19 protein-coding genes, 1 tRNA gene and 1 pseudogene are annotated in these 22,881 nt (G+C 63.1%); 10 read left to right on the top strand and 11 right to left on the bottom strand.

Annotated elements, in window-relative coordinates:
* Positions 1 to 58 precede the first annotated feature (58 nt).
* The 3 genes from AC1DWA_RS13625 to AC1DWA_RS13615 are packed head-to-tail and all read right to left on the bottom strand — an operon-like array spanning position 59 to position 3,580.
* On the bottom strand, positions 59 to 790 hold the full coding sequence (locus tag AC1DWA_RS13625) for a VOC family protein (protein WP_046379014.1): 732 nt from the start codon (positions 788 to 790) through the stop codon (positions 59 to 61).
* Positions 787 to 2,304 carry a carotenoid oxygenase family protein gene (locus AC1DWA_RS13620; protein WP_019744811.1) on the bottom strand — a complete coding sequence of 506 codons (1,518 nt, stop codon included), beginning with the start codon at positions 2,302 to 2,304 and terminating at the stop codon, positions 787 to 789. Before AC1DWA_RS13620 ends, AC1DWA_RS13625 begins: the two co-directional genes overlap by 4 nt.
* Before the next feature lie 43 nt (positions 2,305 to 2,347).
* A complete protein-coding gene (locus AC1DWA_RS13615; RefSeq protein WP_477916727.1) occupies positions 2,348 to 3,580 on the bottom strand; it encodes an acetyl-CoA acetyltransferase in 1,233 nt (410 codons plus the stop codon).
* Between the two features lie 123 nt (positions 3,581 to 3,703).
* On the opposite strand from AC1DWA_RS13615, the gene AC1DWA_RS13610 reads away from it, so the two are divergent.
* The 5 genes from AC1DWA_RS13610 to AC1DWA_RS13590 all read left to right on the top strand — a co-directional run bounded on the left by AC1DWA_RS13610 (position 3,704) and on the right by AC1DWA_RS13590 (position 8,617).
* The gene (locus AC1DWA_RS13610; RefSeq protein WP_046379015.1) at positions 3,704 to 4,915 is read left to right on the top strand and encodes an acetyl-CoA C-acyltransferase; all 1,212 of its coding nucleotides are present in this window, start codon (positions 3,704 to 3,706) and stop codon (positions 4,913 to 4,915) included.
* Positions 4,912 to 5,835, top strand: coding sequence for an SDR family NAD(P)-dependent oxidoreductase (locus AC1DWA_RS13605; RefSeq protein WP_084325249.1), 924 nt, complete (start codon positions 4,912 to 4,914; stop codon positions 5,833 to 5,835). The genes AC1DWA_RS13610 and AC1DWA_RS13605 overlap by 4 nt, the downstream gene beginning before the upstream one ends.
* Positions 5,832 to 6,656 carry a DUF1295 domain-containing protein gene (locus AC1DWA_RS13600; RefSeq protein WP_046379017.1) on the top strand — a complete coding sequence of 275 codons (825 nt, stop codon included), beginning with the start codon at positions 5,832 to 5,834 and terminating at the stop codon, positions 6,654 to 6,656. Before AC1DWA_RS13605 ends, AC1DWA_RS13600 begins: the two co-directional genes overlap by 4 nt.
* The gene (locus tag AC1DWA_RS13595) at positions 6,653 to 7,519 is read left to right on the top strand and encodes an acyl-CoA thioesterase (RefSeq protein WP_046379018.1); all 867 of its coding nucleotides are present in this window, start codon (positions 6,653 to 6,655) and stop codon (positions 7,517 to 7,519) included. Before AC1DWA_RS13600 ends, AC1DWA_RS13595 begins: the two co-directional genes overlap by 4 nt.
* Before the next feature lie 81 nt (positions 7,520 to 7,600).
* A complete protein-coding gene (locus AC1DWA_RS13590; protein WP_080945706.1) occupies positions 7,601 to 8,617 on the top strand; it encodes a winged helix-turn-helix transcriptional regulator in 1,017 nt (338 codons plus the stop codon).
* Positions 8,618 to 8,626: 9 nt separating this feature from the next.
* Here the strand turns inward: AC1DWA_RS13590 and AC1DWA_RS13585 are convergent, their stop codons facing one another.
* Positions 8,627 to 10,006, bottom strand: a complete 1,380-nt coding sequence (locus AC1DWA_RS13585; protein ID WP_167343333.1) for an LLM class flavin-dependent oxidoreductase — start codon at positions 10,004 to 10,006, stop codon at positions 8,627 to 8,629.
* 242 nt (positions 10,007 to 10,248) lie between these two features.
* On the opposite strand from AC1DWA_RS13585, the gene AC1DWA_RS13580 reads away from it, so the two are divergent.
* Both AC1DWA_RS13580 and AC1DWA_RS13575 read left to right on the top strand, forming a co-directional pair.
* Positions 10,249 to 10,324: transfer RNA gene (locus AC1DWA_RS13580), tRNA-Arg, on the top strand.
* A gap of 49 nt (positions 10,325 to 10,373) precedes the next feature.
* Positions 10,374 to 11,336 carry a formylglycine-generating enzyme family protein gene (locus AC1DWA_RS13575; protein ID WP_046379020.1) on the top strand — a complete coding sequence of 321 codons (963 nt, stop codon included), beginning with the start codon at positions 10,374 to 10,376 and terminating at the stop codon, positions 11,334 to 11,336.
* 1 nt (position 11,337) lies between these two features.
* Here AC1DWA_RS13575 and AC1DWA_RS13570 read toward each other — a convergent pair whose 3' ends face one another.
* Positions 11,338 to 12,255: a TauD/TfdA dioxygenase family protein gene (locus AC1DWA_RS13570; RefSeq protein WP_029255969.1), complete on the bottom strand. Its 918-nt coding sequence runs from the start codon at positions 12,253 to 12,255 to the stop codon at positions 11,338 to 11,340.
* 35 nt (positions 12,256 to 12,290) lie between these two features.
* Entirely contained in the window at positions 12,291 to 12,959 is a 669-nt protein-coding gene (locus AC1DWA_RS13565; protein WP_046379021.1) for a TetR family transcriptional regulator, read from the bottom strand.
* 205 nt (positions 12,960 to 13,164) lie between these two features.
* On the opposite strand from AC1DWA_RS13565, the pseudogene AC1DWA_RS13560 reads away from it, so the two are divergent.
* Positions 13,165 to 15,500, top strand: a pseudogene (locus AC1DWA_RS13560) (arylsulfatase).
* A 73-nt stretch (positions 15,501 to 15,573) separates the two neighbouring features.
* On the opposite strand, the gene AC1DWA_RS13555 reads toward AC1DWA_RS13560, so the two are convergent.
* The 4 genes from AC1DWA_RS13555 to AC1DWA_RS13540 all read right to left on the bottom strand — a co-directional run bounded on the left by AC1DWA_RS13555 (position 15,574) and on the right by AC1DWA_RS13540 (position 19,462).
* Positions 15,574 to 17,076 (bottom strand): DUF4153 domain-containing protein, encoded by a 1,503-nt coding sequence (locus AC1DWA_RS13555; RefSeq protein WP_232253319.1) that lies wholly within the window; start codon positions 17,074 to 17,076, stop codon positions 15,574 to 15,576.
* Between the two features lie 108 nt (positions 17,077 to 17,184).
* The gene (locus tag AC1DWA_RS13550; RefSeq protein ID WP_020908707.1) at positions 17,185 to 18,180 is read right to left on the bottom strand and encodes a HAMP domain-containing sensor histidine kinase; all 996 of its coding nucleotides are present in this window, start codon (positions 18,178 to 18,180) and stop codon (positions 17,185 to 17,187) included.
* Positions 18,177 to 18,863 carry a response regulator transcription factor gene (locus tag AC1DWA_RS13545; protein WP_020908708.1) on the bottom strand — a complete coding sequence of 229 codons (687 nt, stop codon included), beginning with the start codon at positions 18,861 to 18,863 and terminating at the stop codon, positions 18,177 to 18,179. Before AC1DWA_RS13545 ends, AC1DWA_RS13550 begins: the two co-directional genes overlap by 4 nt.
* Before the next feature lie 65 nt (positions 18,864 to 18,928).
* Complete coding sequence (locus tag AC1DWA_RS13540) at positions 18,929 to 19,462, bottom strand: NlpC/P60 family protein (RefSeq protein ID WP_029255974.1); 534 nt, start codon at positions 19,460 to 19,462, stop codon at positions 18,929 to 18,931.
* A gap of 250 nt (positions 19,463 to 19,712) precedes the next feature.
* On the opposite strand from AC1DWA_RS13540, the gene AC1DWA_RS13535 reads away from it, so the two are divergent.
* Complete coding sequence (locus AC1DWA_RS13535) at positions 19,713 to 20,822, top strand: serine hydrolase domain-containing protein (RefSeq protein ID WP_084325244.1); 1,110 nt, start codon at positions 19,713 to 19,715, stop codon at positions 20,820 to 20,822.
* Positions 20,823 to 20,827: 5 nt separating this feature from the next.
* On the opposite strand, the gene AC1DWA_RS13530 is transcribed toward AC1DWA_RS13535, so the two are convergent.
* Positions 20,828 to 22,051, bottom strand: a complete 1,224-nt coding sequence (locus AC1DWA_RS13530; RefSeq protein ID WP_081341346.1) for an erythromycin esterase family protein — start codon at positions 22,049 to 22,051, stop codon at positions 20,828 to 20,830.
* Between the two features lie 107 nt (positions 22,052 to 22,158).
* On the opposite strand from AC1DWA_RS13530, the gene AC1DWA_RS13525 reads away from it, so the two are divergent.
* On the top strand, positions 22,159 to 22,881 hold the full coding sequence (locus tag AC1DWA_RS13525) for a TioE family transcriptional regulator (RefSeq protein WP_477846260.1): 723 nt from the start codon (positions 22,159 to 22,161) through the stop codon (positions 22,879 to 22,881).

Genomic DNA, 22,881 nt, shown 5'->3' with positions numbered 1-22,881 from the left:
CGGGGCCGGTCGCTTTGAGCGATCGGCCCCGATTTCTGTCGTTCGATGTGAAGCTCGCTCAGCCTGGGTGAATCCGGAATTCGACGCCGCCGACGATCAGGCCGGGCTCGACGGTGTTCGCTCCGATCGACGCCGCCAGATCGACCGCACTGAGCATCGACCGCTCGCCCGGAACGAACGACACGGCGCGCGACCCCAGCGCAATCGAGAGTGATTGCGCCGAATCCAGTTTCTTGCCGAACACTTCGGCCCACAGCGCCGCCGTCTTGGCCGGATCGGGAGAGGACACGTCGACGCCGAGAATGTCGTCGACCCGTGGATCGAGGGAAACCTCCTTCTCCGTCTGGTCCCAGAACCACTCGTCGGCGTCGGGAATCTCGTCGAGTTCTACGAGAAGTCCGAGATCACCGGGATGAAGTTGGACGATCCGGTGACCGTAGGCCTCGAGATCTGCCACCGTCCGAACACCGGCCGCAGCTGCACGTTCCAGATAGGGCTCGATGTTCGAAACCTGGATCGAGAGTGCATAGCCGCCCTCCCCTCCGCCCTTGCGGATCCATCTCGCCAGCGAGACCGTCTCGTCGACCGGTGCGACGATCTCGAGAAATGCCTGCGGCCCGACGGCCAAGGTCTCGTCGGCCAAACCGATGTCTTCGAGCAGTGGATCCGCGAATCCTGATGCCAGACTAAACGCTTCACGTAATTGTTGACCGGTCTTGTCCAGGTCTCGTGCACCGATCACCACCTGCCGCAGGATCTCCCAGGTGCCCGCGTCGTGCGTGCCCGTCACAGTCCGACCGCTTCGGCGGCGGTGTCGGCACTCTGCCAGCGTCGGAGCTCGGCACCCGGCGCCCACGTCGAGTGGGTGCCACTCGAAATCCGTTCGGGAAGGCGAAGTTTGCACAATGGTCCGTCTCCGACGCGGGCAGCGTCGAAGATCAGGCAGAAGGACGCGTCCTCGTTCATGTCGGTGGTCAACGTGATGAGATAGCCGTCGTCTTCGGCGGTACCACCCACGCGTGGTGCCATCGAGGTCTCGCTTCCATACACGCCGTCACCGAAGGAGAATCGTTCCTCGTTCCCCGTCAGCAGGTCGTGTTTGACCAAGCCGTCGAACAGGAACCACGACGGCTTACCAGAAGCCGCATAGGCGTATCGGTACTTCTCACCCGCGAAATTGCCGTTCATCATGCCGAATTCGGTGATCGAGTCACTGAGTTGCTCTTCACGCGTGGCTCCGGTGACCAGGTTCAAACGCCAGCGGTGAAGCCGGGTCTGCATGCGATCGAGAGCGAGGAAACGGAAGGCGCGCTCCCACTGATTGCCCATACCGTTGTCCGACGGCTCCGGATCACCCTGGTAGAAACCGTCCAGAACAATCTCGTCCCCCTCTTCGTAGGCGTTCACGAAGTGCAGGACGTAGGTCGGATCGGCCTCGAACCACTTGATGTCAGCGGTGTTTCCGCGGCGTGGGATGACTCCGAGACGGAGCGGGATATCGGGATGGAAATTCGCGACGTGCGCGCCCTTCTCCAGTAGAACCGGATCCCAGAACAAGGGGCAGTCGTTGAGGATCGCGTAGTTCTCCGTGAAGGCCATGTCGTGTGGCAACCGCGGACCGGGAAGCGGGACGTCGACGTAGTGGACCAACTCGTTGGCCGAGTCCACGACGCCGTAGTGCATGTACGGCGCTTCCTTGCTGTAGTTGAAGAACAGCATTTCTCCGGTCTTGTCGTCCACCTTCGGATGCGCGGACACACCCCATTCGAAGGGGAACTTGCCGTTCCAGCTTTCCTTTCCGAGTGTCTCCGCCGACATCGGATCGAGACGATACAGATCTCCGCACTGGTAGAAGCTGGTGAGAGCAGTCCCCCGGTGAACGACCACGTCGGTGCTGGACGCGTCTTTCATCCGAGTGCGCGCACCCTTGCCGCCCTCGGGGCGACTGAGTTTGGGAGACTCGGCGAGTCCGGCCCACAAGGCGCCGCCGGCATCCTGCTCGGCCGCCAACCCGTCAGTCCGTACGAATCGATTGCGGTAGAACGACTCTCCGTCACGAAAGCCCACGATGTGAATCATTCCGTCGCCGTCGAAGGGATGATAAGCCTTCATCGAGGGATGGAGCGGATTCTCGGTGTTGCGCAGGTAGACACCGTCGAGGTCTTTCGGAACCTCACCGAATACGACTTCGAGGTTGTCCGCTTTGAACTCGGTGGTCTGGGGTTGCCACGGGCCGGTGCGATACGGGTGATCGTCATCGGCGGGAAGGGTGGACAACAACTTGCCTACGATTTCGACGTCCATGGAATTCTCTTTTCGACTGATGGGGAAAGGCTGAGCTGCACTTTCAGGAAACTGCGTCGACGACAAAACTGACGGTGGTGGCCGTACTTCCACCGAAGTTGAGCGTCGCAAAGCGGCTCGCACCCTCGACTTGGAAACCGCCGGCCTTTCCCGTCACCTGATGGGCCGCGTCGAGAAGCATTCGAACACCACTGGCACCCACCGGATGACCACCGCCGATCAGACCGCCGCTGGGGTTGATCGGTAGCTTGCCGCCCATGGCGATGTCACCACTCTCGATGGCTTTCCACGACTCGCCGGGCGCGGTCAGACCGATGTGGTCGATCGCGAGATACTCACTCGCCGTGAAACAATCATGTGTTTCGATCCCGTCTATCCCGGCCAGGTCGACGCCGGCCCGGGAGAAGGCACCCATCACCGCATCCCGAACGTGTGGCATCACGTAGGGATTATCGGCGTCGCGGGCCAGCTTCTGCTCGAGACCTAAACCAACAGTCCGGTGACCCCAGCCCGCGATCTGGGCCAGCGGAGTCGCCGCASCACCCGGGTGCTCACGGAGGTACTTGTCCGTCACCAGCACAACCCCGGCGCCACCGTCGGTCACCTGGCTGCAATCGAATCGTCGAACACCACCTTCCACAACAGGATTGGTGGCGTCGTCGCCGCCTGCATTCCCGAGCAGATCGGGTACCGCCCAACCGCGCGTCTGTGTATTGGGGTTGTTCTTCGCGTTCGCGAAATTGATCTGCGAGATCGCGCGAAGGTGGGATTCGTCGATCCCGTAGCGCCGCCCGTACTCCTTCGACACACGATCGAACATGTACGGCCACATGAATTTTGCTTCCTGACCTTCGTGTCCGACCCAGGCTGCAGCGCCCAGATGTCCGGCCGCGTCATCACCCGGAACCGTCTTCTCCAGTTCGATACCCATCACCAGAGCCGCGTCGTAGTTGCCGGCGCGCAGGTCTGCCATCGCCGCAAGTACAGCGATACTGCCCGATGCGCACGCCGCCTCGTGCCGGGACGAGGGCACACCCCATAGATCTGGATGCACGGTGGCGGGCATCGCACCCAGCTGACCTTGGCCGGCAAACAATTGACCGAAGGCATTACCGACGTGGATCACCTCGATGTCGGCGGCAGGAACCTTCGCCGCGGCCAGGGTGTGGTTCACCACCTCTTCGGCAAGGTTCGCGAAATCGAGTCCCTCACGGGTGAAGTTCCGTGCGAAGTCGGATTGATACCCGCCGAGAATCCAAATGTTCGAAACAGTCATGACCTCTCCCCTTGCCGATCCGGCATCGGTGACGTCACCGAGATACCCGTGCATCGGCGGTTGTAATTTCATCGCAACCGTACTACAACTAGCAGAGTAACTCTACTAATTGAAGGGTTGAAAATGACTGATGCTTTTGTCCTCGACTACGTGCGCACACCGCGCGGCCGAGCATCGACGCGAGGTGCCCTCCACGAACACAGCCCAGTCGATCTTGTCGTCCACCTGGCCAAGGCTTTGCAGGGTCGAACGAACCTCGCCGCAGAACGGATCGACGACGTCGTTCTCGGTTGCGCATCGCAGGTGGACGAGCAGGGCGCGAACATCGCGAGAACCGCCGCACTCCTTGCCGGTTGGGGCGATTCCGTTCCCGGCGCGACCCTCAATCGTTTCTGCGCATCCGGCGTCGACGCAGTCGGCCAGAGCGCAGCCCGCATTCGCAGCGACGACGTCTCCCTCGTCGTGGCCGGTGGCGTCGAAAGCGTCTCCCGCACTCCGATGTTCAGTGATCGCGGACCGCTGTGGACCGACCCGGCAACCATCGCGCAGGTCGGCTCCATCCATATGGGTGTTGCCGCCGACTTGAATGCCACGATCGAGGGGTACTCCCGCGACGAGTTGGATGCGTACGGCGTCGAAACCCAGCACAAGGCTGCCGAGGCCTGGCGCAACGGCGCATTCGAGCGGTCCGTTGTGCCCGTTCCCGGCAGAAATGGTGAAGCCGGAATCGCGCACGACGAACTGGTCAGGGCAGAGACGACGGCAGAGGGACTCTCCGCGCTGCCTCCGGCCTTCGAAGGGCTCGGCGCCGCCGGTCAGGATGCACTCGCGCTCGCCGCCTACCCTGAGGTCGGCAAGATCGAACACCTGCACACCGTCGGATCCTCTCCCGCCATGGCCGACGGCGCAGCACTACTACTCCTCGGATCCGAGAAAGCCGCGGCCAGAGCCGGCCTGACCCCTCGCGCACGGATCATCGGATCCGCCTCGACTTCGGTGAATCCGGTTCTCATGCTCACGGCGGGCCAGAGCGCCGTGGAGGCAGTCATCGCTCGAGCCGGGCTTCGTCCACAGGACATCGACGTGTTCGAGTTCGCAGAGGCCTTCTCCGCGCTCTGCCTACGGTTCCGCCGCGATCTTGACGCCGGGCCGGACCGCATGAACCCCAACGGAGGCACGATGGCGATGGGCCATGCATTCGGCGCCACCGGAGCAATTCTCGTCGGCGCGTGTGTCGACGAACTGGTACGGAGCGACGGACGCTACGGTGTGGCCGCGGTCAGCGGCGCCGCCGGTGTCGGAGTCGCGGTGCTCGTCGAACGGATCGCCTCGTGACCGCCAGTTCACTCTCGGGCCGCGTTGCCGTCGTCACGGGAGGGGGTAAGGGCCTCGGCCGTTCCGTCGCACTGCATCTCGCGAGCCGAGGGGTCACGGTGATCGTCAACAATCGAAATCGCACCGTCGACGCGAGCGGCCGGGGCCCTGCAGATCAGGTTGTCGACGAAATCCTCGAAGCCGGTGGCCACGCCGTCGCCAACCACGACGACGTCACCGACCCCGAGGTCGGTCGAAAGTTGGTGGACGACGCTCTCACTCGGTTCGGACGACTCGACTTCTGCATCACCAGCGCCGCGGTCAGCGGTCCACAGATGCTTCATCGCACCACCGCCGAGAACCTCAGCACCGTCATCACGACAAACGTCGTCGGGACCGCACTGGTTGCCGCCGAAGCCTCCCGAGTGATGCGCGAAGCCGGATTCGGGCGCATCGTGATGATTGCCTCGACCGCAGGACTGCACGGCGAACCCACCGTGTCCGCCTACGCCGCCAGTAAGGGTGCCGTCATCGCCCTGGGCCGCACCGCGGCCGGCGAAGGTGCGAGTCGCAATGTGTTCACCAATGTCGTACTGCCCTATGCCACTACGCAGATGACCGAGTCCGGAATGGACCCACGATTCATCGACATCATGGGGGCCGACCTGGTAGCCCCGGTAGTCACTGCCCTCGTCGATCCCGAGTCCACGACCAACGGGCAGGTGATCGTCACGGCAGGTAACGGGGTGCGTTCGGCCGACGCCGTCGAGGGCTCGACCGAATTCTTGCCCACCACCACAGAACTCGATGCCAAAGCGCTCGACGCACTGCTCGTGACCAGCCGGCTCGGCACTCCTCACACCTATCCGAGCGCACAGGAAGCCTTCGCGGACTTCGCTTCCGAACTGCTCGACCACCACAATCAGAAAGCGCGCGCATGACCAACATCCCATTGGGCGACCTTGCACTGAACTTCGGCGTGAGCGCACTCGCCGTGCTCGTCTTCATCGCAGTCGTGATGGCCGTAGCCATCCGGATGAACAATCACTCGATCATCGACATCTGTTGGGGGCCTGGCTTCGCCGTCGTCGCCGTCGTCTCGTACCTGACGTCCATCGGATCGGACGGCAACGATCTGCGTCGCCTCGTGGTGCTCGCACTGACCGTGGTGTGGGGAATGCGACTCGGCCTCTACATCGGCTTCCGAAACCGTGGGCACGGGCAGGACAAGCGCTACACTGCCCTGCTCAAACATCAACAGGGACCGCTGATTCCGTTCCTGATTCGCAAAATCTACGGCCTCCAGGGCGTTCTCATTCTCGTGGTGTCGCTGCCGGTCCAGTTCGCGATGTACGAGTTTCGCGCCCTCGGAGTCCTCGGCGCGATCGGCATCGCAGTCTGGACCGTCGGCTTCGTCTTCGAATCGGTTGGTGACTACCAACTTTCCCGATTCAAGGCAGATCCGGCCAATTCAGGAATGGTGATGGATCGTGGACTCTGGGCCTGGACCCGGCATCCCAACTACTTCGGTGACGCATGTGTCTGGGTCGGACTGTTCATCCTCGCACTTGGTGATCCATTGGCGCTGATCACGATCGTCTCGCCGATCGTCATGATCAAACTGCTGGTGAGCTACAGCGGTAAGGCCCTTCTCGAACGCAGCATGCGCAAGAGCAAGGGGCAGGCCTACGACGACTACGTCGCCCGGACCAGTGGCTTCTTTCCCCGTCCACCCCGTCCGGCACGAAACCACGCGTCGTGAGCGCCCCCACGAGTGGTCTCGCTGACGTCTTCGATCTGGAATCGACCGGCCAGGACCGGTGGCAAGGGTCGAACGACGGTGTTCGGCTACCTCAGTTGTTCGGCGGCCAACTGGTCGCCCAGTCGATTCTCGCAGCCGGGCACACGGTTACCGACGGCAAAGCGATCAGTTCCGTCCACACGCACTTCCTTCGCCCGGGGTCGACGAATCGCGCGACCGAGTTCTCGGTAGATCGCCTTCGGGACGGAAAGCGCCTGTCCACCAGAGGCGTCGACGTCCACCAGGACGGACGACTCGTCTGCCGTTCGACGGTATCAGCCTCCTCGATCGACGAGGGCATCACTCACAGTCGCGCCGTACCCGCCGCGCTCCCGCCCGCTGAGTGCGTGACGTTGCAGGAGTTGGCCGAGGCAGACGGTGGGCTGGGTGAGGTGTGGGAGGAGTTCTCCGCCATCGAGATTCGTGTGTCCCCCATCGATTCGCAGTCCCCCACGACGCATTCGGCGGCGCCTCCGCGCAACATCTGGATGCGTTCGGCTCAGCGACTGAGCGACGATCCGCTGATTCACGTCGCTGCTCTCGCCTATGCCAGTGATCTGATGCTGATGGCAACCGCGCTGACGCCGCACGGCTACGACATCGGGCAGGAGCACTCGCTCGATACGGATTGGACGGGCGTGTCCCTCGATCACACGATGTGGTTTCAGCGTCCCGTGCGAGCGGACGAGTGGCTCCTCTTCGAGCATTCGACGCCCACTGCTCATGCCGGCAGAGCAGTCGTGAATGCCGCGGTCTTCGATCAGTCCGGACTCCAGATCTGCCAAATCACCCAGGAAGCGTTACTCATTGCCCGTATCGAGTGATTCCCGACTCTTTCTGCAGACCACTCGGTACGGTCTCGCGGTGCCGCAGGGTTCGCGGCCTATGATTTCGGGGTGGTACGAGTGAATGCAACCGGATCTTCGGCGTCGGCCGGATCTCCGACACCCACGCCGTCGGTGGGCGTCACCGAGTTGCCTGCGGGCGGACCCAACGCACTGGCGGTCACGCTCGGGCTACTGGGAGACGAGTGGAACCTCTGGATTCTGCGGTTCGCCCTTTTGGGGTCGCGTCGATACAACGACTGGCTGGCTCTCGGGGGAATCTCCAACTCGGTGCTGTCCTCACGTTTGGCAGTCCTGACGGCCGGCGGAATGCTCGAGCGCCGGGAGTACCAGCAGAACCCGCCAAGGCACGAATACTCGGTCACTCGCAAAGGCCAGTCGATCTGGCCGGTCCTCATCACCATGTGGTCGTGGGAGAAGCAGTGGGCACCGAATGAAACCGCGCCACTACCGCCACTACGGCACAGCACCTGCGGAAACGACTTCACTCCGATCCTGCGTTGCAAGGAGTGCGGCGAGGACGTCGACGTGAGATCCCTGGACTCCCAAATGGGGCCGAGTGGGGACTTCTCACGCAGTGTGCCCGAAGCAACGTCGAGGCGCCGCTCCACCAAGTCCGAACGCCGACCGGAAATCCTGGCTCACACGATGGAACTCGTCGGCAATCGCTGGTCGGCAGCGATCATCGGGGCAGCTTTCCGAGGTGCCCGTCGTTACGGAGAGTTCGCCGAGATCACCGGTGCGCCGCCGGCAATCGTCGCCGATCGGTTGAAGCACCTCACCGAGATCGGTGTGATGGAAACGCGGCCGCTTCCGGATCGCCCACAGTGGTCGGAGTATCGACTCACCGACAAGGGAACCGCGTACTTCCCCGTCGTGATGTGCATGATCTCGTGGGGTCAGCGCTGGTTCAGATCCGCGGACGGTCCGGACATCGTTCTCCATCACAAGGCGTGTGGAAAGCGGTTCGAAGCAAGGCTGGGTTGTAGTGCGTGTGGTGAGGAACTGAGGTCTTCGGACATCGAGGCGATCGACCTCACCACCTCGGTGCACGTGCCGGGGCCCGGCTGGTCCTGAGATCCCCACTCAGCCGGCAGTGCGGATCCGGTCGAAGCTCCGGCCTCGGTGTTCGAGCGGCAGTCTGTCCCCTCGCCCGAACAATTTGTTGCGCAGCGTCCCCGCTTCGTAGTCGCTCTGGTAGGCGCCCCTCCTCGTCAGCTCCGGAATCACATGCTCCACAATGTCTTCGAAGGTTCCAGGAGTCACCGCGTACGCGAGATTGAAGCCGTCGACGTCGGTCTCGGCGACCCACTCCTGCAACTCGTCGGCGACCTCCTCGCCGGAACCGACGACGATCGGGCCCAGCCCGCCGATACCCGCCCACTCCGCGATGTCTCCCACCGTCCACTCGCCGCCCTTCTCGTCCGCCTGACGAAACGATGCGACCGCGGATTGAATGGCGTTGCTCTCGACGTTCCCGATCGGCTCGTCCGCTCGGTATCCGGAGAGATCAATTCCCATCCACCCCGAGGTGAAAACGAGTGCGCCTTCACTACTCGCGTAGCTGCGGTAGTCCTCGAGCTTCGCCTGGGCCAACTCGGGGGTTCGGTCGGTGATGATCGTCAACAGTGTGTAGATGCGGGCCGAGTACGGATCGCGCCCGACCTTCGTCAGTTCGTTTCGGATTCGGGCAACGGTGTCTTTGAGAATCGCCTTTGTCGGTGCACCCACAAAGATCGCCTCGGCATTCTCGGCGGCGAACCGAACCCCGCGTGGCGACGCGCCGGCCTGGAAGATGACCGGCGTCCGCTGCGGAGAAGGTTCGGAGATGTGGATGCCCGGAACCGTGAAGTGCTTGCCTTCGTGCTCGATCGGATGAACCTTGGAGGGGTCCGTGTAGACCCCGGTGGTTCTGTCACGCACCACCGCGTCGTCTTCCCACGACGTTTCCCACAACTTGTAGAGGACTTCGAGGTACTCGTCCGCGTGGTCGTAGCGATCGTCGTGCTGGAGTTGGTCGTCCTCGCCCATGTTCCGTGCGGCCGACGGGAGGTATCCGGTGACCACGTTCCACCCGATTCGCCCGTTCGTCAGGTGGTCGAGGGTGCTCAAGCGCCGAGCGAACGGGTACGGATGCTCGAAAGCTGTACCTGCGGTGATACCGAAGCCCAAGTGCTCGGTCACGGCAGCCATCGCCGACGCCAGCAGTAGCGGGTCCGAGACCGGTACCTGCGCGCCCTGCCGCAGCGCTGCGTCGTGATTGCCGCCGTACACGTCGTATGTTCCCAACACATCGGCCAGGAACAGCCCGTCGAATCGTCCACGTTCGAGGAGCTTCGCCAATTCCGTCCAGTACCTCAGATCCGTGTACCTGGACGACTGGTCCTCCGGGTGACGCCACAGACCTGGCGATTGGTGGGCGACGCAGTTCATGGCAAAGGCGTTGAAGCGGATTCTGCGGGTCATTCCCGCACCATGCCGTGCCTGCACCGCAGTGACCACCATTGCGATCAGTGCGATCGGTTCGGCTCCTGCTTGCACCCGGCGATACCGTCGACTTCGCGACCTCGTCGGCGGGCCGCTACACTGACTAGCGCAGCTGTGACGCCCGAGGCTTCGTGCCGACAGGTCGAGCGGATGCAACAGTAGYATCGGGAAGCGAAAACCCCGGCAGCACAGGGTTTTCAGCGCTTGCCGGTACGCTCCCCGCCCTCGTAGCTCAGGGGATAGAGCATTCCTCTCCTAAAGGAAGGGTCGCAGGTTCGAATCCTGCCGAGGGCACCAGGTGGGACTCTCCCCACATCGGCGTGACCAACGTGCCATTCTTGAATTCATGACGACGCCTCACTCCACGGCAACTCCCCCGAAGAACATGTCTTTGATCCCGGGTGGGACGTACTGGATGGGCTCCGAAGACTTCTATCCGGAAGAACGCCCAGTTCACCAGGTCACCGTCGACGGATTCTGGATGGACACGACGGCGGTGACAGTCGCCGAGTTCCGACGCTTCGTGAAGGCAACCGGCCACGTCACCACTGCTGAAATCGCCCCGGATCCCGCCGACTATCCCGACGCCGATCCAGCCCTCCTCGTCCCGGGATCGTTGGTCTTCAATTCGCCACCCGGCCCGGTTTCACTCGACGACTACACCCGGTGGTGGTCGTTCACTCCCGGCGCCGATTGGCGCCATCCCGAGGGCTCCGACAGCAACATCGGGGGACGTGAACGGCACCCCGTCACCCACGTGTCGTACTTCGACGCCCAGGCCTACGCCGCGTGGGCCGGCAAGGAACTCCCGACCGAGGCCGAGTGGGAGTTTGCCGCCCGCGGCGGACTCGATCGCCAGGCCTACGTGTGGGGCGATCACGACTCTCCGGGCGGGCGGCCCGGTGGCAACGTGTGGCAGGGCCAGTTCCCCTGGGAGAACCTCCTCGAGGACGGGTACGAGCGCACCGCTCCGGTCGGAAAGTTCCGGCCAAACGGCTACGGACTGCTCGACATGGCCGGGAACGTGTGGGAATGGACGGCCGATCACTACACGTCCGACCACGCCCACAGTTCCAAGAACGTCGCGCCGGCCTCGTCGTGCTGCATTCCTCGCAATCCCCGCGCGGAGTTCGCCACCGAGGCCTTGGCCGGCGAACCCTACGCACGACGGGTGATCAAGGGCGGCTCACATCTGTGTGCACCGAACTACTGCTTGCGATATCGCCCTGCCGCGCGGCAGGGCGAATCCGAGGAGTCCTCGACCTGCCACGTCGGCTTCCGGTGCATCATCCGCATTCCGCAGGAGTAGATCAGAAGGGCCGGTCCCCCAGGATGGCCACCCGCTCCATGACGCGGCGATGAGGGAAGTAGTCGCTCGCAGCGTAGTGCTGGGTGGCCCGGTTGTCCCAGAAGGCAATGGAATTCGGCGCCCACTTGAAGCGGCACTGAAAGTCCGGGACCTTGACCTGCGCGAACAATAGGTTGAGCAGATCGTTGCCTTCGACAGGATCCATATCCGGAATGTGGGTGGTGAAGAGGCTGTTGACGAACAGAGTCTTACGCCCGGTCTCCGGATGCTTACGCACCATCGGATGCAGAACCGGCGGGTACTGCTCCTTCATCTGCTCCAACTTCTCCGGGCTCATGCCGCGTCCGAAGGACGGCACAAAATCGTGGATGGCGTCCTTGCCGTCGATCAAGTCCTTGATCTCGTCGGGGAGGCAGTCGAAGGCGTTACCCATATCGGCCCAGAGCGTGTCACCACCGGCAGGCGGTACGTCGATCGCCCGAAGTACTGAACCGAGCGGCGGCGTCTTCGTCCAGGTGACGTCGACGTGCCAGATGTTCTCCGTTCCTGGACTGTCCTCTCCGCGTTCGAATCTGACGACTGCCGGGACCTCTCCCTGCGGGAGAAGTGGATGAACCTCGAGTTCACCCCAATGGGCCGCGAAGTCACGATGATTCAAGCTCGAAATCGGCTGGTCCCGAAAGAACACGACCTTCCATTCGAGGAGGGCCCGGCGCACGTCCTCGATCTGCTCCTCCGACGGATCACGCAAGTCGATATCGCTGATCTCGGCACCGATGAACGGTGTGACGGGTGTCAGAGTGAACCGCTCGTACGGCCTCGATTCAACGCCTTCCGGATTGCGCCTCATTCCGCGTGGTCCGAATTCGATTGTGTGATTGCCGATTTGGACTGTTCGTGATGATGTAAGGGTAGCCATCGAATGACTCCGTCCTGTCGTGTCGTGTCGCGGGGTCACACGTCAGTCGACGCGTGCAGCCGCTTTGCTCGTGTGCGTTTGTGTGTGCTTTGGGGCGCGGTCAGCGCTCCTACCGCGAGATCGACCAGATGATCCACCGTCGTATCGAAATCTGCCTGCACAACGGGGTTTTCGTCTTCGCGGCGCTGCTCGAAGATGGCCAGAGCAGAGACGCTCATGTTGAACGTCAGATCGATCCGTTCAACCGCGACGCGGCGGGGCAGATGCGGCAATGCCCGCGTCAACCTGCCGACAACCTCGTTGATTCCTTCACTGACCTCGCGAAACTCAGCACTCTGTGTATCCACTGACGGTGAAATTCTCGCGATGAACCGCGCATAGTTGGACCCGTCGACCGTCGCCATGAAATCGGCCAGCGGGTACAGGAAGGCTTCGACCAAAGCACGGACCAAGTCGGTCCGCCCACTGGCGTCGACGTCGTCGAGATACGTCAGTCGCGCTGCATTGATCTGATCCATCCGATGCCGGAATACGGCCAGTACCAGACCGTCTCGCCCACCGAAGTGATACTGAACTGCAGAGTTGTTGCGCTGTCCGGCCGCAGTCGCCACGTCCCGCATGGACACTTCGTGAATACCGTGCTCGGCGAACATCCGCTCGGCGACGGCGATCATGGCGTTCTTGGCATCCAACGAGGCGGGCATATACCGACCATATAAGTCACTGTCTTAATTCCGCAAGGCCCACCCCCTGTGCGCGGTTAGGGACTGCAGGGACTCCTTAACCACTCACAGGGGTGATTGTCCCAGTCAGCGAGACCTACGCCGCCAACTGAATTCCGATCGATACTCTCCAAATTAAGACGACTGCTTAATCGACCCGGTTTTGCACACGCCAAGGAGCCTGCTGGTGAATCGCCATTCCATCCCGATCATTCCCGAGACGCCGAACGTCGCGGCCGCCGTGTACTACCCCGATCAGAATCCCCCGTACACCCGCCCGGAACCGCTTCGCCCGCCGGCCGGGGCCCCGAACGTGCTGCTGATCATGATCGACGACGTCGGATTCGGCGCACCCTCCGCGTTCGGTGGCCCGTGCCGCACCCCCACCGCCGAGCGTTTGGCCGAAACCGGCGTGAAATACAGCCGATTCCACACCACGGCTCTGTGCTCGCCGACGCGTGCCGCCACACTGACCGGGCGCAACCACCACAGTGTCGGTATGGGTGTCATCTCCGAAATGGCCAACGCGGCACCGGGATACAACGGGACCCGTCCCGCTCTGCCGCCACGGTCGCACGCGTCCTGCAGGGAAACGGCTATGCGACGGGCGCTTTCGGCAAGATGCACCAGACCCCGACGTGGGAGACCACCGCTGCCGGGCCGTTCGATCGGTGGCCGGTCCGTGAGGGTTTCGACAAATTCTACGGTTTTCTCGGTGCCGAGTCCGATCAGTTCACCCCGGTTCTCTACGAGGACTTCACGATGGTCGACTTACCCAAGACGCCACAGGAGGGTTACCACCTGTCCGAAGATCTCGTCGACCACGCGATCGAATGGGTCGAGGGCGTCAACACGATGGACCCGGACAAGCCGTGGTTCTGCTACCTCCCCTTCGGCGCGTGCCACGCTCCACTCCAGGTCCCGGACCGCTACCTGGACAAGTACGTCGGCGAATTCGATCACGGGTGGGATCGCCAACGTGAGATCACCCTCCAAAAGCAGAAGGAACTGGGCGTCGTCGCTCCTGACACCGAGTTGGCCCCCTGGGCTCCGGGGCTCCCGCACTGGGACGAACTCGACGACGACCAGAAGAAGGTCTCGGCCCGTTTGATGGAGTTGTACGCGGCATTTCTCGAGCACACCGACGACGAGGTAGGCAGGCTCGTCGACCGGTTGCAGGAAATGGGTGTACTCGACAACACTCTGGTGCTCTACATGATGGGTGACAACGGCGCCTCCGCCGAGGGCGGCATGGAGGGCTCGTTCAACTACCTCGCCGGCCTCAACGGTTACAAGAGTGCGACATCCGACGTACTGGCGCGCTACGACGAATTGGGGACCGAAACCAGCTACCCGCACTATCCGGCGTCGTGGGCTCTGGCTCTCGACACCCCGTACCAGTGGGCCAAGCAGGTTGCGTCGCACTACGGCGGTACCCGAAACGGTCTGATCGCCCACTGGCCCAAGGGGATCGACAAGCCAGGCATCAGGGAGCAATGGCATCACTGCGTCGACATCACGCCGACAATCCTGGAAGCTGCCGGCATTCCGGCACCGACCAGCGTCGACGGGGTCACCCAGAAACCGATGGAAGGCGTGGCGATGAACTACACCTTCGCCGAGCCCGACGCCGAAGAGCGCCACACCACACAGTATTTCGAGATCTTCGGCAACCGCGGAATCTACGATCACGGTTGGACCGCAGTCACGGCCCACCGCGCACCCTGGCTGATGGCCACTCACGGCCTCGAGCTCACACCGATGAGCGAAGACCGCTGGGAGCTCTACGACACCTCGGTCGACTGGTCGCAGGCCCGCGATCTCGCGGACGAGCATCCCGAGATCCTGGCCCGGCTCAAGGAAAAGTTCCTCGTCGAGGCGGCCAAATATCAGGTGTTGCCGCTGGACGACAGAACGGTCGGTCGCCACGCCACCGCGGAATCACGACCCCCGCATCCGATGATGGGCCGCAAGACCCTCACGCTGTACCCACACATGAACGGTCTGGTCGAGAAAGCCGCGCCGACGTTCTTCAACCGCTCGTACACGCTGACCGCAAGTCTGGGTAGCGTCGCCGACGGCATGCTGGTCAGCCTCGGTGGCCGGTTCGGCGGATTCGCTTTGTACATACTCGATTCCGTCCCCGTCTACTGCTACAACTTCAGCGGCGGCGGTCGGACCTTCGTGCGTGGGCGCAACCCGCTGGCACCCGATGCACGCGAGGTGTCCGTCCACTTCGAGTACGACGGCGGCGGAATCGGCAAGGGTGGAACCGCAACCCTGAGCGTCGACGACGAGGTGGTCTCCGAGGGCCGGATCGAGAAGACCACTCGGGCGATCTTCAGCATGAACGAACAGCTCGACGTCGGCATCAACCGGGGAAGCCCGGTCGCGGAAGAGTTCGCGGACACGGGCACGTTCCGCTACGGCGGCAAACTCAACAGCGTGACGGTCGACTTACGCTCCACCCGCGACGTGGTGTCCGCGGAGGAACGGGAGAAAATCTCACTCGCCGTGCACTGATCGAACAGGCGACGCTCGCCGATTGTGCAGCCGCGCGCGATACCTGCCGTGCGCCTGCACAATCGCCCTGCGTCTATCCGACCGTGTACATCTGCAGGCACGGCCCGACCGGGCGAGCTTCCAGGATGTCGCGCGCCTTCTCACGCGCTGCGTTGAACTCCCAGGGCGCAGTGGTACCCGGCACTCCGAATCGATATCTGCTCAAGGCACATGAACGCTGCGGTTCCGGTAGACGATCCAAGGCAGGTACCGCGTCGACAGAGAGCCCGTGCAAGTAGGAAACGTCAATGCTCTTGCCGCCCTCGAACCGCTCCACGTTCTTTTGCGCGATGTACGCATCGGGGTTGAACACCGCGAAGGCAAGCAGCGCGACGGCCGAAGTGGCGAGAACAGCTGTGGGCAGCCACTTCCCGGACATCCGAATACCTGCGACGAGCAACAACACGAACACGAAGCCAAGAAGCAACTCTGTCGCGAAGACGCTGACCCGGAGCACCGTGAAACCGTACTGATTCTCGTACAACCACATCCGGTGCACAGCGGACGCCACGATCACCAGGCTGAAGACACACAGTGCACCCAGCAGTCCGCGGGCAAGACGCCTCGATCCAGCGTCGCGGCGGTCGATGTACCGCACGGCGACGGCGATGACGAGCAGCGTCAGCACGGTAACCGCCATGAGCTGCCAGAAACCCTCACGCGCGTAGTCCGCGTAGGTCAGTCCGTCGGTCACCTGTACGTGCTCGTCTCCCCCGAACAGCGTCTTCGTCTGTACTGCAACAAAACCGAGGAACAGCACGTTGAGCACTCCGAGCGGGACCGCCCACTCCCACATCGGCAACGGCGTCGCCGGCGCAGGTGCAAACGCGTCCACCGTCGGCGTTCTGCGACGCAGGTACACCGCAACCAGCGTGCCGAACGCCATCACGACGCCGGCAAAGATCCGTGCTCCCGGGTTCGACACCGAGATGGCAGGAGCGAAGCCGCCGAAGATCTTCGCGAACTCCGGATCCGCACTCACGAACAAAGATCCGAAAATCAGCAGGAGAAGAATCGACACTGCGCTCACGACGACAACTCGCGCCGCCGGCACCCGCGGAGCGGAGCGGGTAGCGAGTTTTCGACGACGAACGAAGTTGACCGTACGGTGGGGTGCCCGCCAGGGAGCGAACGTTCCCAGAAGTATTCCGGTCCACGTCCGCCCGCCGATCAGAGTCCACGTGAACAGAACCCACGCAGCTACGACGCAGAGGAACACCAACCACTCCGCACCGCGAACGGCGGCAACGCCCAGAAGTGCGAGCATCCCCATCGCGGCGGCCCACTGCGTCGTAGACATCCGCGGCGGCGTCAGAATCCCGAACACGATCACCACGCCGACACCGACGATCACGTACGCGATACTCACGAACCCTGGATCGAGGATCAGGGCCGCCAGCGCCCCAACGCCGCTCGCGCCGACGAGCATCGAGCGGGTGGCCATCGACGTGCGATCGGGACGCCAGAACCGGCTGGGTCGCTTGGGTTTTGCAACAGGTATCGGCGCTTTCGGCGGAATGATTATTGGAGCGCTCATGTGATCTCCCATGTTTCGGGTTCAAATTTCGGGTTCGGAACTACAGGCGAATGTCTGATGAAGGCATGCGCCATCGCGAGATCTCTCGATCTCGTTGGAAACTTTGATTCAGCTCTGCGGCAGCACTACTCGAATGCAGCAGCCAGACGGGGCATCGACGACGGCGATCCTGCCGTCATGTAATTCGACCGCCCACTTCGCGATCGCGAGGCCGAGCCCGGTACCCCCGTCGGTCGATCCGCCGCGGATGAAGCGGTCGAACACTCGCTCACGGGCTTGTGGCTCGATGCCGGGGCCGTCGTCGTGGACATCGAGCACCAACTCCCCTGCACTGCCGGTACGCACTCGGATGACAACTTTCGTGTCGACGTTCCCGTGCTGAACCGCGTTGTCCACCAGGTTGGTCACCACCTGATGGAGGCGATCCGGATCGGCTACCACGGACAATTTCGGAGGCTTGACGTCTATCTCGATGTCGCCCGCACTCACACTCGACAGCTCACGTAGGAACGGCTCGACCTCGAAACGGCGGCGCTTCAACGGCATGGCGCCACCCTCGAGTTTCGAGAGGTCGAGAAGGTCGGCCACCAGCGCTCCCAGTCGTTCCGTCTGCCGCAACGCCGATTTCATCATCGCCGGATCCGGTTCTTCGACACCGTCGACGACGTTTTCGAGCATGGCTTGCAAAGCGGTGATGGGCGTCCGTAATTCGTGGGAGACGTTGCCGATCAACTCGCGGCGGTACCGGTCGTCGGCCCCGAGGTCCTCGGCCATCCGATTGAACGCATGGGCGAGTTCGCCTACTTCGTCGCGGGAAGTCGCTCGTACCCGCCGCGAATAATCGCCGCGCGCCATCGCCTTCGCCGCGGCTGTCATCTCGCGAAGCGGTGACGTCATTCCGTGTGCGAGCACTTGTGTAACTCCGAGAGCGACAACCAACGCTGTCAGGAGAGCAAAACGAAATGGTTGTTGCGACGTCAGCCAGAAACCGCCCGCGGCGAACAACAACGCTGCGACAACCAGGAGGCCGACCTTCACTTTGAACGATCGCATCGGGTCCAGCGGCCGCGGCCACCGTGCAAAGAGTCGGTCGACGCCGCTCATCGCGGCACGTCCCAGGCGTACCCGACGCCGTGAACGGTCCGGATCACGGAAGGTCCGAGCTTGCGTCGTAGAGCCTTGACGTGGCTGTCGACGGTCCGACTACCCGCTCCCTCACCCCAGCCCCAGATCTCCTCGAGCAGCGACTCCCGCGGGATCGCCGCTCGCGGCCGCTCCGCCAGGTAGGCGATGAGATCGAATTCGGTGCGAGTCAGGTGGACTTCCTGCGTATCACGACGCACTCGACGTTCGGTCAGGTCGATCACGACGTCGCCGAACTCGAGCAAGTCGGCCACCGGGCGAGCAGCGTGCTCCGCACGATCAGCGCGCCGAAGCAATGCCTGAACACGGGCGACGAGGACACGCATGCTGAACGGCTTGCTCAGATAATCGTCGGCCCCGACGCCGAGACCGATCAGCATGTCGGTTTCATCGGCACGAGCGGTCAACATCAGCACGGGCACCGGGCGCACGGCCTGGATGCGGCGGCAGACTTCGAGGCCGTCGAATCCCGGCATCATCACGTCGAGCACCACTAGGTCGGCGTCCATCTGCTCGCAACGGGTCACAGCACTGGGACCGTCGAATGCCAACTCGACGTCGTAGCCCTCGGCACGCAGCCTCGCTGCGATGGACTCGCAGATACTGACCTCGTCGTCGACCACGAGCACTCTTCGCTGACTCATGGAACTGACTGTATTCGGCCCTCGTGGATGAACCTGGGAGGACTTGTGAAGGTTCTGTGCAGGTTCTAGAACCTGCGGATGTTGTTGATCGGCAGATCCGCCAGCGGCGTCAGTCCGGTCGGAACACCAACTCCGTAGGCGTTGAACACCATTCCGAATCCGGCGTAGATGCCGACGTGCGTCGCACCGGGGTAGAAGGTGATGACATCGCCGGGCGCGAGGGCCCACCGAGGAACCGGCTGTCCGACGTTGGCCTGCTGTTGGCTGGTCCTTGGCAGATTCACTCCCGCCTGCCGAAACGCCCATTGCACCAGCCCGGAGCAGTCCCACGAGTTCGGCCCGACTCCGCCCCACTGGTAGGGCTTTCCGGTCTGAGTGCTCGCTGCTGCCAGCGCGATCAGGCCTGCCGGACTCGGAATGGGGAGGGCGGCTGATCCGCTGCTGATGCTTCCTGCGCTTCCCAGGCTGCCGGAGCTCCCGCTACTGCCGCCGCTACCGAGGCTCCCCGGATCGGCCGAGGCGGGGGCAGCGGAGAGCAACAGGACGCTTCCGGTCAGCAGAGCAGCGACCGTTCCCGTGCGGAGTGTCGACTTCTTCATGCATCCGTCCTTCGTGGGAGTCGTTTCGGCGCGCGGCAGCGCACCTCGATAGCCGTGAACTGGTAAGACACGTGAAAACAAACACTTCGTTCGGATGTTAACGGCGTAGACGTGGTGTTCGGACAGGAATCATTGATCCCATTTGTCGGTTTTCGACAAACAGGCCTTACGTCCCGGCCTGGCAAAGATCAGGGAATGATCGGGGATTTCCTGGATCCGTCGGAGCCTGCGGATCCCTAGATTCGAAATCATGCGCTCATACCTCCTCGTCGCCGCGGTCATCATCGGAGCCACCACGGCGCTGATCGGTTGCTCGACGCTCCAGCGCGCAGTGGAGATTCAATCGGATCTCGACGGACTCACCAGGTCGGGTGTCGTCGGGTCGATCGCAACACTCGACGACGGCACCACGACGGCTGTCATGACCAGCGGCGTACCCAATCGGACCAACGGCGATTCGATCGGCAAGAATGATCGGGTCCGGATCGGAAGTGTGACAAAGACATTCACCGCTTCACTCGTCCTGCAGTTGGTGGCCGAAGGCAAGGTCAACCTCGACGCACCGATCGAGCAGCACCTCCCGGGCCTACTGCACGGCAGTGACATGGACGGCAGTGGCACAGACGGTAGCGCAATCACCGTGCGGCAACTGTTGCAACATCGCAGCGGCCTACCCGAGTTCGCCGGAGAACCCGGCGCCGACGAATGGATTGCCGCAAACGAGGACCGAACACTGACGCCGTCCGCCGCGGTCGCCATCGCCCTCGGCAAACCGGCGCAATTCGTCCCCGGAACGTCGTTCGTCTACACCAACACCAACTACATCGTTCTCGGAATGCTCGTCGAATCGGTGACCGGCCGCAGCTACGCCGACGAACTTCAGTCTCGGATACTCGACCCGCTGGACCTGGAAGACACGTACCTCCCGGCGGCCGGTGAGCGCGACATCAGGGGCGATCACCTGACGGGCTATCAGGATCTCGACGGTGGCCTGACCGATGTTTCCCGCACGGAACCGTCGATCCCCTGGTCTGCCGGAGCGATGGTCTCGACGGGCACAGACCTGAACGCCTTCTGGCGTGCGCTACTCGACGGGCAGGTGGTGCCGGCCGAGCAGCTTGCCGAGATGACCACCCCTCAGGTCGGCGCCACCGAAGCCGAGGGGCTCGGGTACGGGATGGGCGTCGGCGCCACCGAACTTCCCTGCGGCGTCACCTATACCGGCCACAGTGGCGGGATCTACGGGTACTACACGCTGTCCGGTGCGACGCCGGATCGTGCGTTCACCGTGACGCTGACGTCGACGCCGAAGGACCAGCCGGACACCGTCGCGATACTCTCGCACGCGCTCTGCCCCTGACGCTGTTACCAGTACTGATGACGCTGCCCGTCGGTATCCGCGACGAAGATGACCGCGTCGGCGCCGTCCAACTCCGAAGGTTTCAGCGGCAGATGCCCTGGCAGGATCGCTTCTCCCGCGGTGATCGACGGGCCGAGCGCGGCTCGCAGGGCCGGAGTCGAGAACAGGGCACGCCGACCGGTCGCATCGGCCAACGCTCCCTGCAGAGTGCCCGGATCACTGTCGGGGTTGGCGTCGGTTGCCAAAAATACGTAACGCTCCCCGAGGACAAGTCCGACAAGTGAGCCGGCGCTCCCCCAACTGACCACGTCGCCGTTGACCGGCATGTCGGACGGCACTCGCAAGAGATGGGCATTGTGTGCGAACAGCAGGCTAGGCCCGCGTCGCTGCTCCTGGGCGACGACCGCCAGCAGGTTCTCGGCCATCATCTCGGCACGCAGACTGAGCAGTGTTCCAATGCGATCAGGAGCGGAACTCGCCATCGCGGAGTGATAGCGCAAGAGCCCCAGAGCGGTGCGTGAATGTGCAAGGGCCAGGTCGTACCCGGCCGGGTCGACGGGTCGCAGCACTGGTGCGGCGCGCCGCAGGACGCTGCCGAGGTCGTCCGCAATGATGCGCAGAGCGCGAGCATGATCGGAGTTGCCGACGGACGCAGCCGGATCGAACATCGCCGCCGGGTTGGTCCAGTCGGCGTCCTGACCCAGTAAAAGGTCGGCGTCGTCGAGAGATTGTGGCCGCAACGCGGCGGGCAGGAAGTCACCTGCCGCAGACAGTGCGCGGCGCGGGCTCGGTGCACCGGAGTACTCCACCGGAGCGTCGAAGCCGTAGAAGCGAACTCGGTCAGCCGGAGCGCGGCCGTCGTTGTACTCGCGTAGCCATTCGACGAGTTCGCGGTTTCCCGGTACCGCACCGAATCCGTGGCTGAAGCCTGTGGCGAGCACCTTCTCGATGTCCGCCTCTCCCCCGTTCACGTACTCGTCGACAAGCAATGCCGCAAAGACATCTGTTTCGAGCACGATCGACCGATATCCTCGTTCGACCAGTTGGCCGAGAAGTTCGTTGCGCAGCAACGGAAAAGCCTTGATCCCATGAGTCGGCTCGCCGAGAGCGAGCAGAGCCGGCACCTCGGTTCGTGCTGCGAGCACTTCGTCGACGGCACGACCAAGACTTGCCGCGTCTTCGAGTTGGCGGCCGAGCTCACTCAGCGCTGGGGCAGTGGACATGATCATCCCTTTCGAAGGTGGACTGCCTTCGACAGTATCGTTGAAGATTCGGGTGAAACTTTTACAACAATTACCTGGGGTATACCGTGAAAAGCCTCAATCGGAGGTGATCAGTGCGGCCCATCGACCTTGCCCGTGAACACGGGTTGTCCGCACAGGCGATCCGCAATTACGACGACGCCGGCGTCCTTCCTCCGACCGATCGCAGCAACGCCGGCTACCGGCGATACACCCCAGTGCACGCGCAGGCCCTGCGAACTTTCCTCGTATTGCGCGGCGGTCACGGCCACCAGCGGGCCACGGAAATCATGCGTGCGACCAACCAGGGCGACACCGAGTCCGCCTACCGCCTGATCGACAGTGCACACGGGACACTGCTCGCCGAGCGAGGAACTCGCACCGAGGTAGCCGCAACGCTGGGGACTCTGTCCACCATGGCACCGGCACTGGTCCACGGTCCAGCGCTGACGGTGGGTGAGCTCGCGCGCCGTCTCGGCGTTCACCCGGCGACACTGCGCACGTGGGAAGAGCACGGCATCCTGCACCCCGAGCGCGAACGAGCAACGGGTTATCGCGAATTCGGTCCGGAGTGTGTGCGCGACGCCGAGATCGCGAGGCAGCTGCGGCGCGGCGGCTACCGACTGTCGCAAGTCGCCCAGTTTCTCGATTCGCTGCGCGAGGCCGGCGGAGCGGACTCATTGGCAGCGTTCCTCGAATCCTGGCAAGACCGGCTGGCCACACGCAGTCGCAACCTTCTCGCCGGCGCGGCTCAGCTCGATGCCTATCTCACGATGCTGGATCAGACCTCGCCTGGTTGCCGATCAGCAAACGGTTGA

The sequence above is a fragment of the Rhodococcus sp. P4_F3_2 genome, from assembly GCF_056401335.1.
This window is presented reverse-complemented; position numbering and strand designations above follow the sequence as displayed.

Excerpts from the sequence above, each read along its gene's own strand:
- AC1DWA_RS13620 (WP_019744811.1), bottom strand. The coding sequence starts at position 2,304 with ATGGACGTCGAAATCGTAGGCAAGTTGTTGTCCACCCTTCCCGCCGAT.
- AC1DWA_RS13610 (WP_046379015.1), top strand. The coding sequence starts at position 3,704 with ATGACTGATGCTTTTGTCCTCGACTACGTGCGCACACCGCGCGGCCGA.
- AC1DWA_RS13600 (WP_046379017.1), top strand. The coding sequence starts at position 5,832 with ATGACCAACATCCCATTGGGCGACCTTGCACTGAACTTCGGCGTGAGC.
- AC1DWA_RS13585 (WP_167343333.1), bottom strand. The coding sequence starts at position 10,006 with ATGACCCGCAGAATCCGCTTCAACGCCTTTGCCATGAACTGCGTCGCC.
- AC1DWA_RS13575 (WP_046379020.1), top strand. The coding sequence starts at position 10,374 with ATGACGACGCCTCACTCCACGGCAACTCCCCCGAAGAACATGTCTTTG.
- AC1DWA_RS13570 (WP_029255969.1), bottom strand. The coding sequence starts at position 12,255 with ATGGCTACCCTTACATCATCACGAACAGTCCAAATCGGCAATCACACA.
- AC1DWA_RS13565 (WP_046379021.1), bottom strand. The coding sequence starts at position 12,959 with ATGCCCGCCTCGTTGGATGCCAAGAACGCCATGATCGCCGTCGCCGAG.
- AC1DWA_RS13555 (WP_232253319.1), bottom strand. The coding sequence starts at position 17,076 with ATGAGCGCTCCAATAATCATTCCGCCGAAAGCGCCGATACCTGTTGCA.
- AC1DWA_RS13550 (WP_020908707.1), bottom strand. The coding sequence starts at position 18,180 with ATGAGCGGCGTCGACCGACTCTTTGCACGGTGGCCGCGGCCGCTGGAC.
- AC1DWA_RS13545 (WP_020908708.1), bottom strand. The coding sequence starts at position 18,863 with ATGAGTCAGCGAAGAGTGCTCGTGGTCGACGACGAGGTCAGTATCTGC.
- AC1DWA_RS13540 (WP_029255974.1), bottom strand. The coding sequence starts at position 19,462 with ATGAAGAAGTCGACACTCCGCACGGGAACGGTCGCTGCTCTGCTGACC.
- AC1DWA_RS13535 (WP_084325244.1), top strand. The coding sequence starts at position 19,713 with ATGCGCTCATACCTCCTCGTCGCCGCGGTCATCATCGGAGCCACCACG.
- AC1DWA_RS13530 (WP_081341346.1), bottom strand. The coding sequence starts at position 22,051 with ATGATCATGTCCACTGCCCCAGCGCTGAGTGAGCTCGGCCGCCAACTC.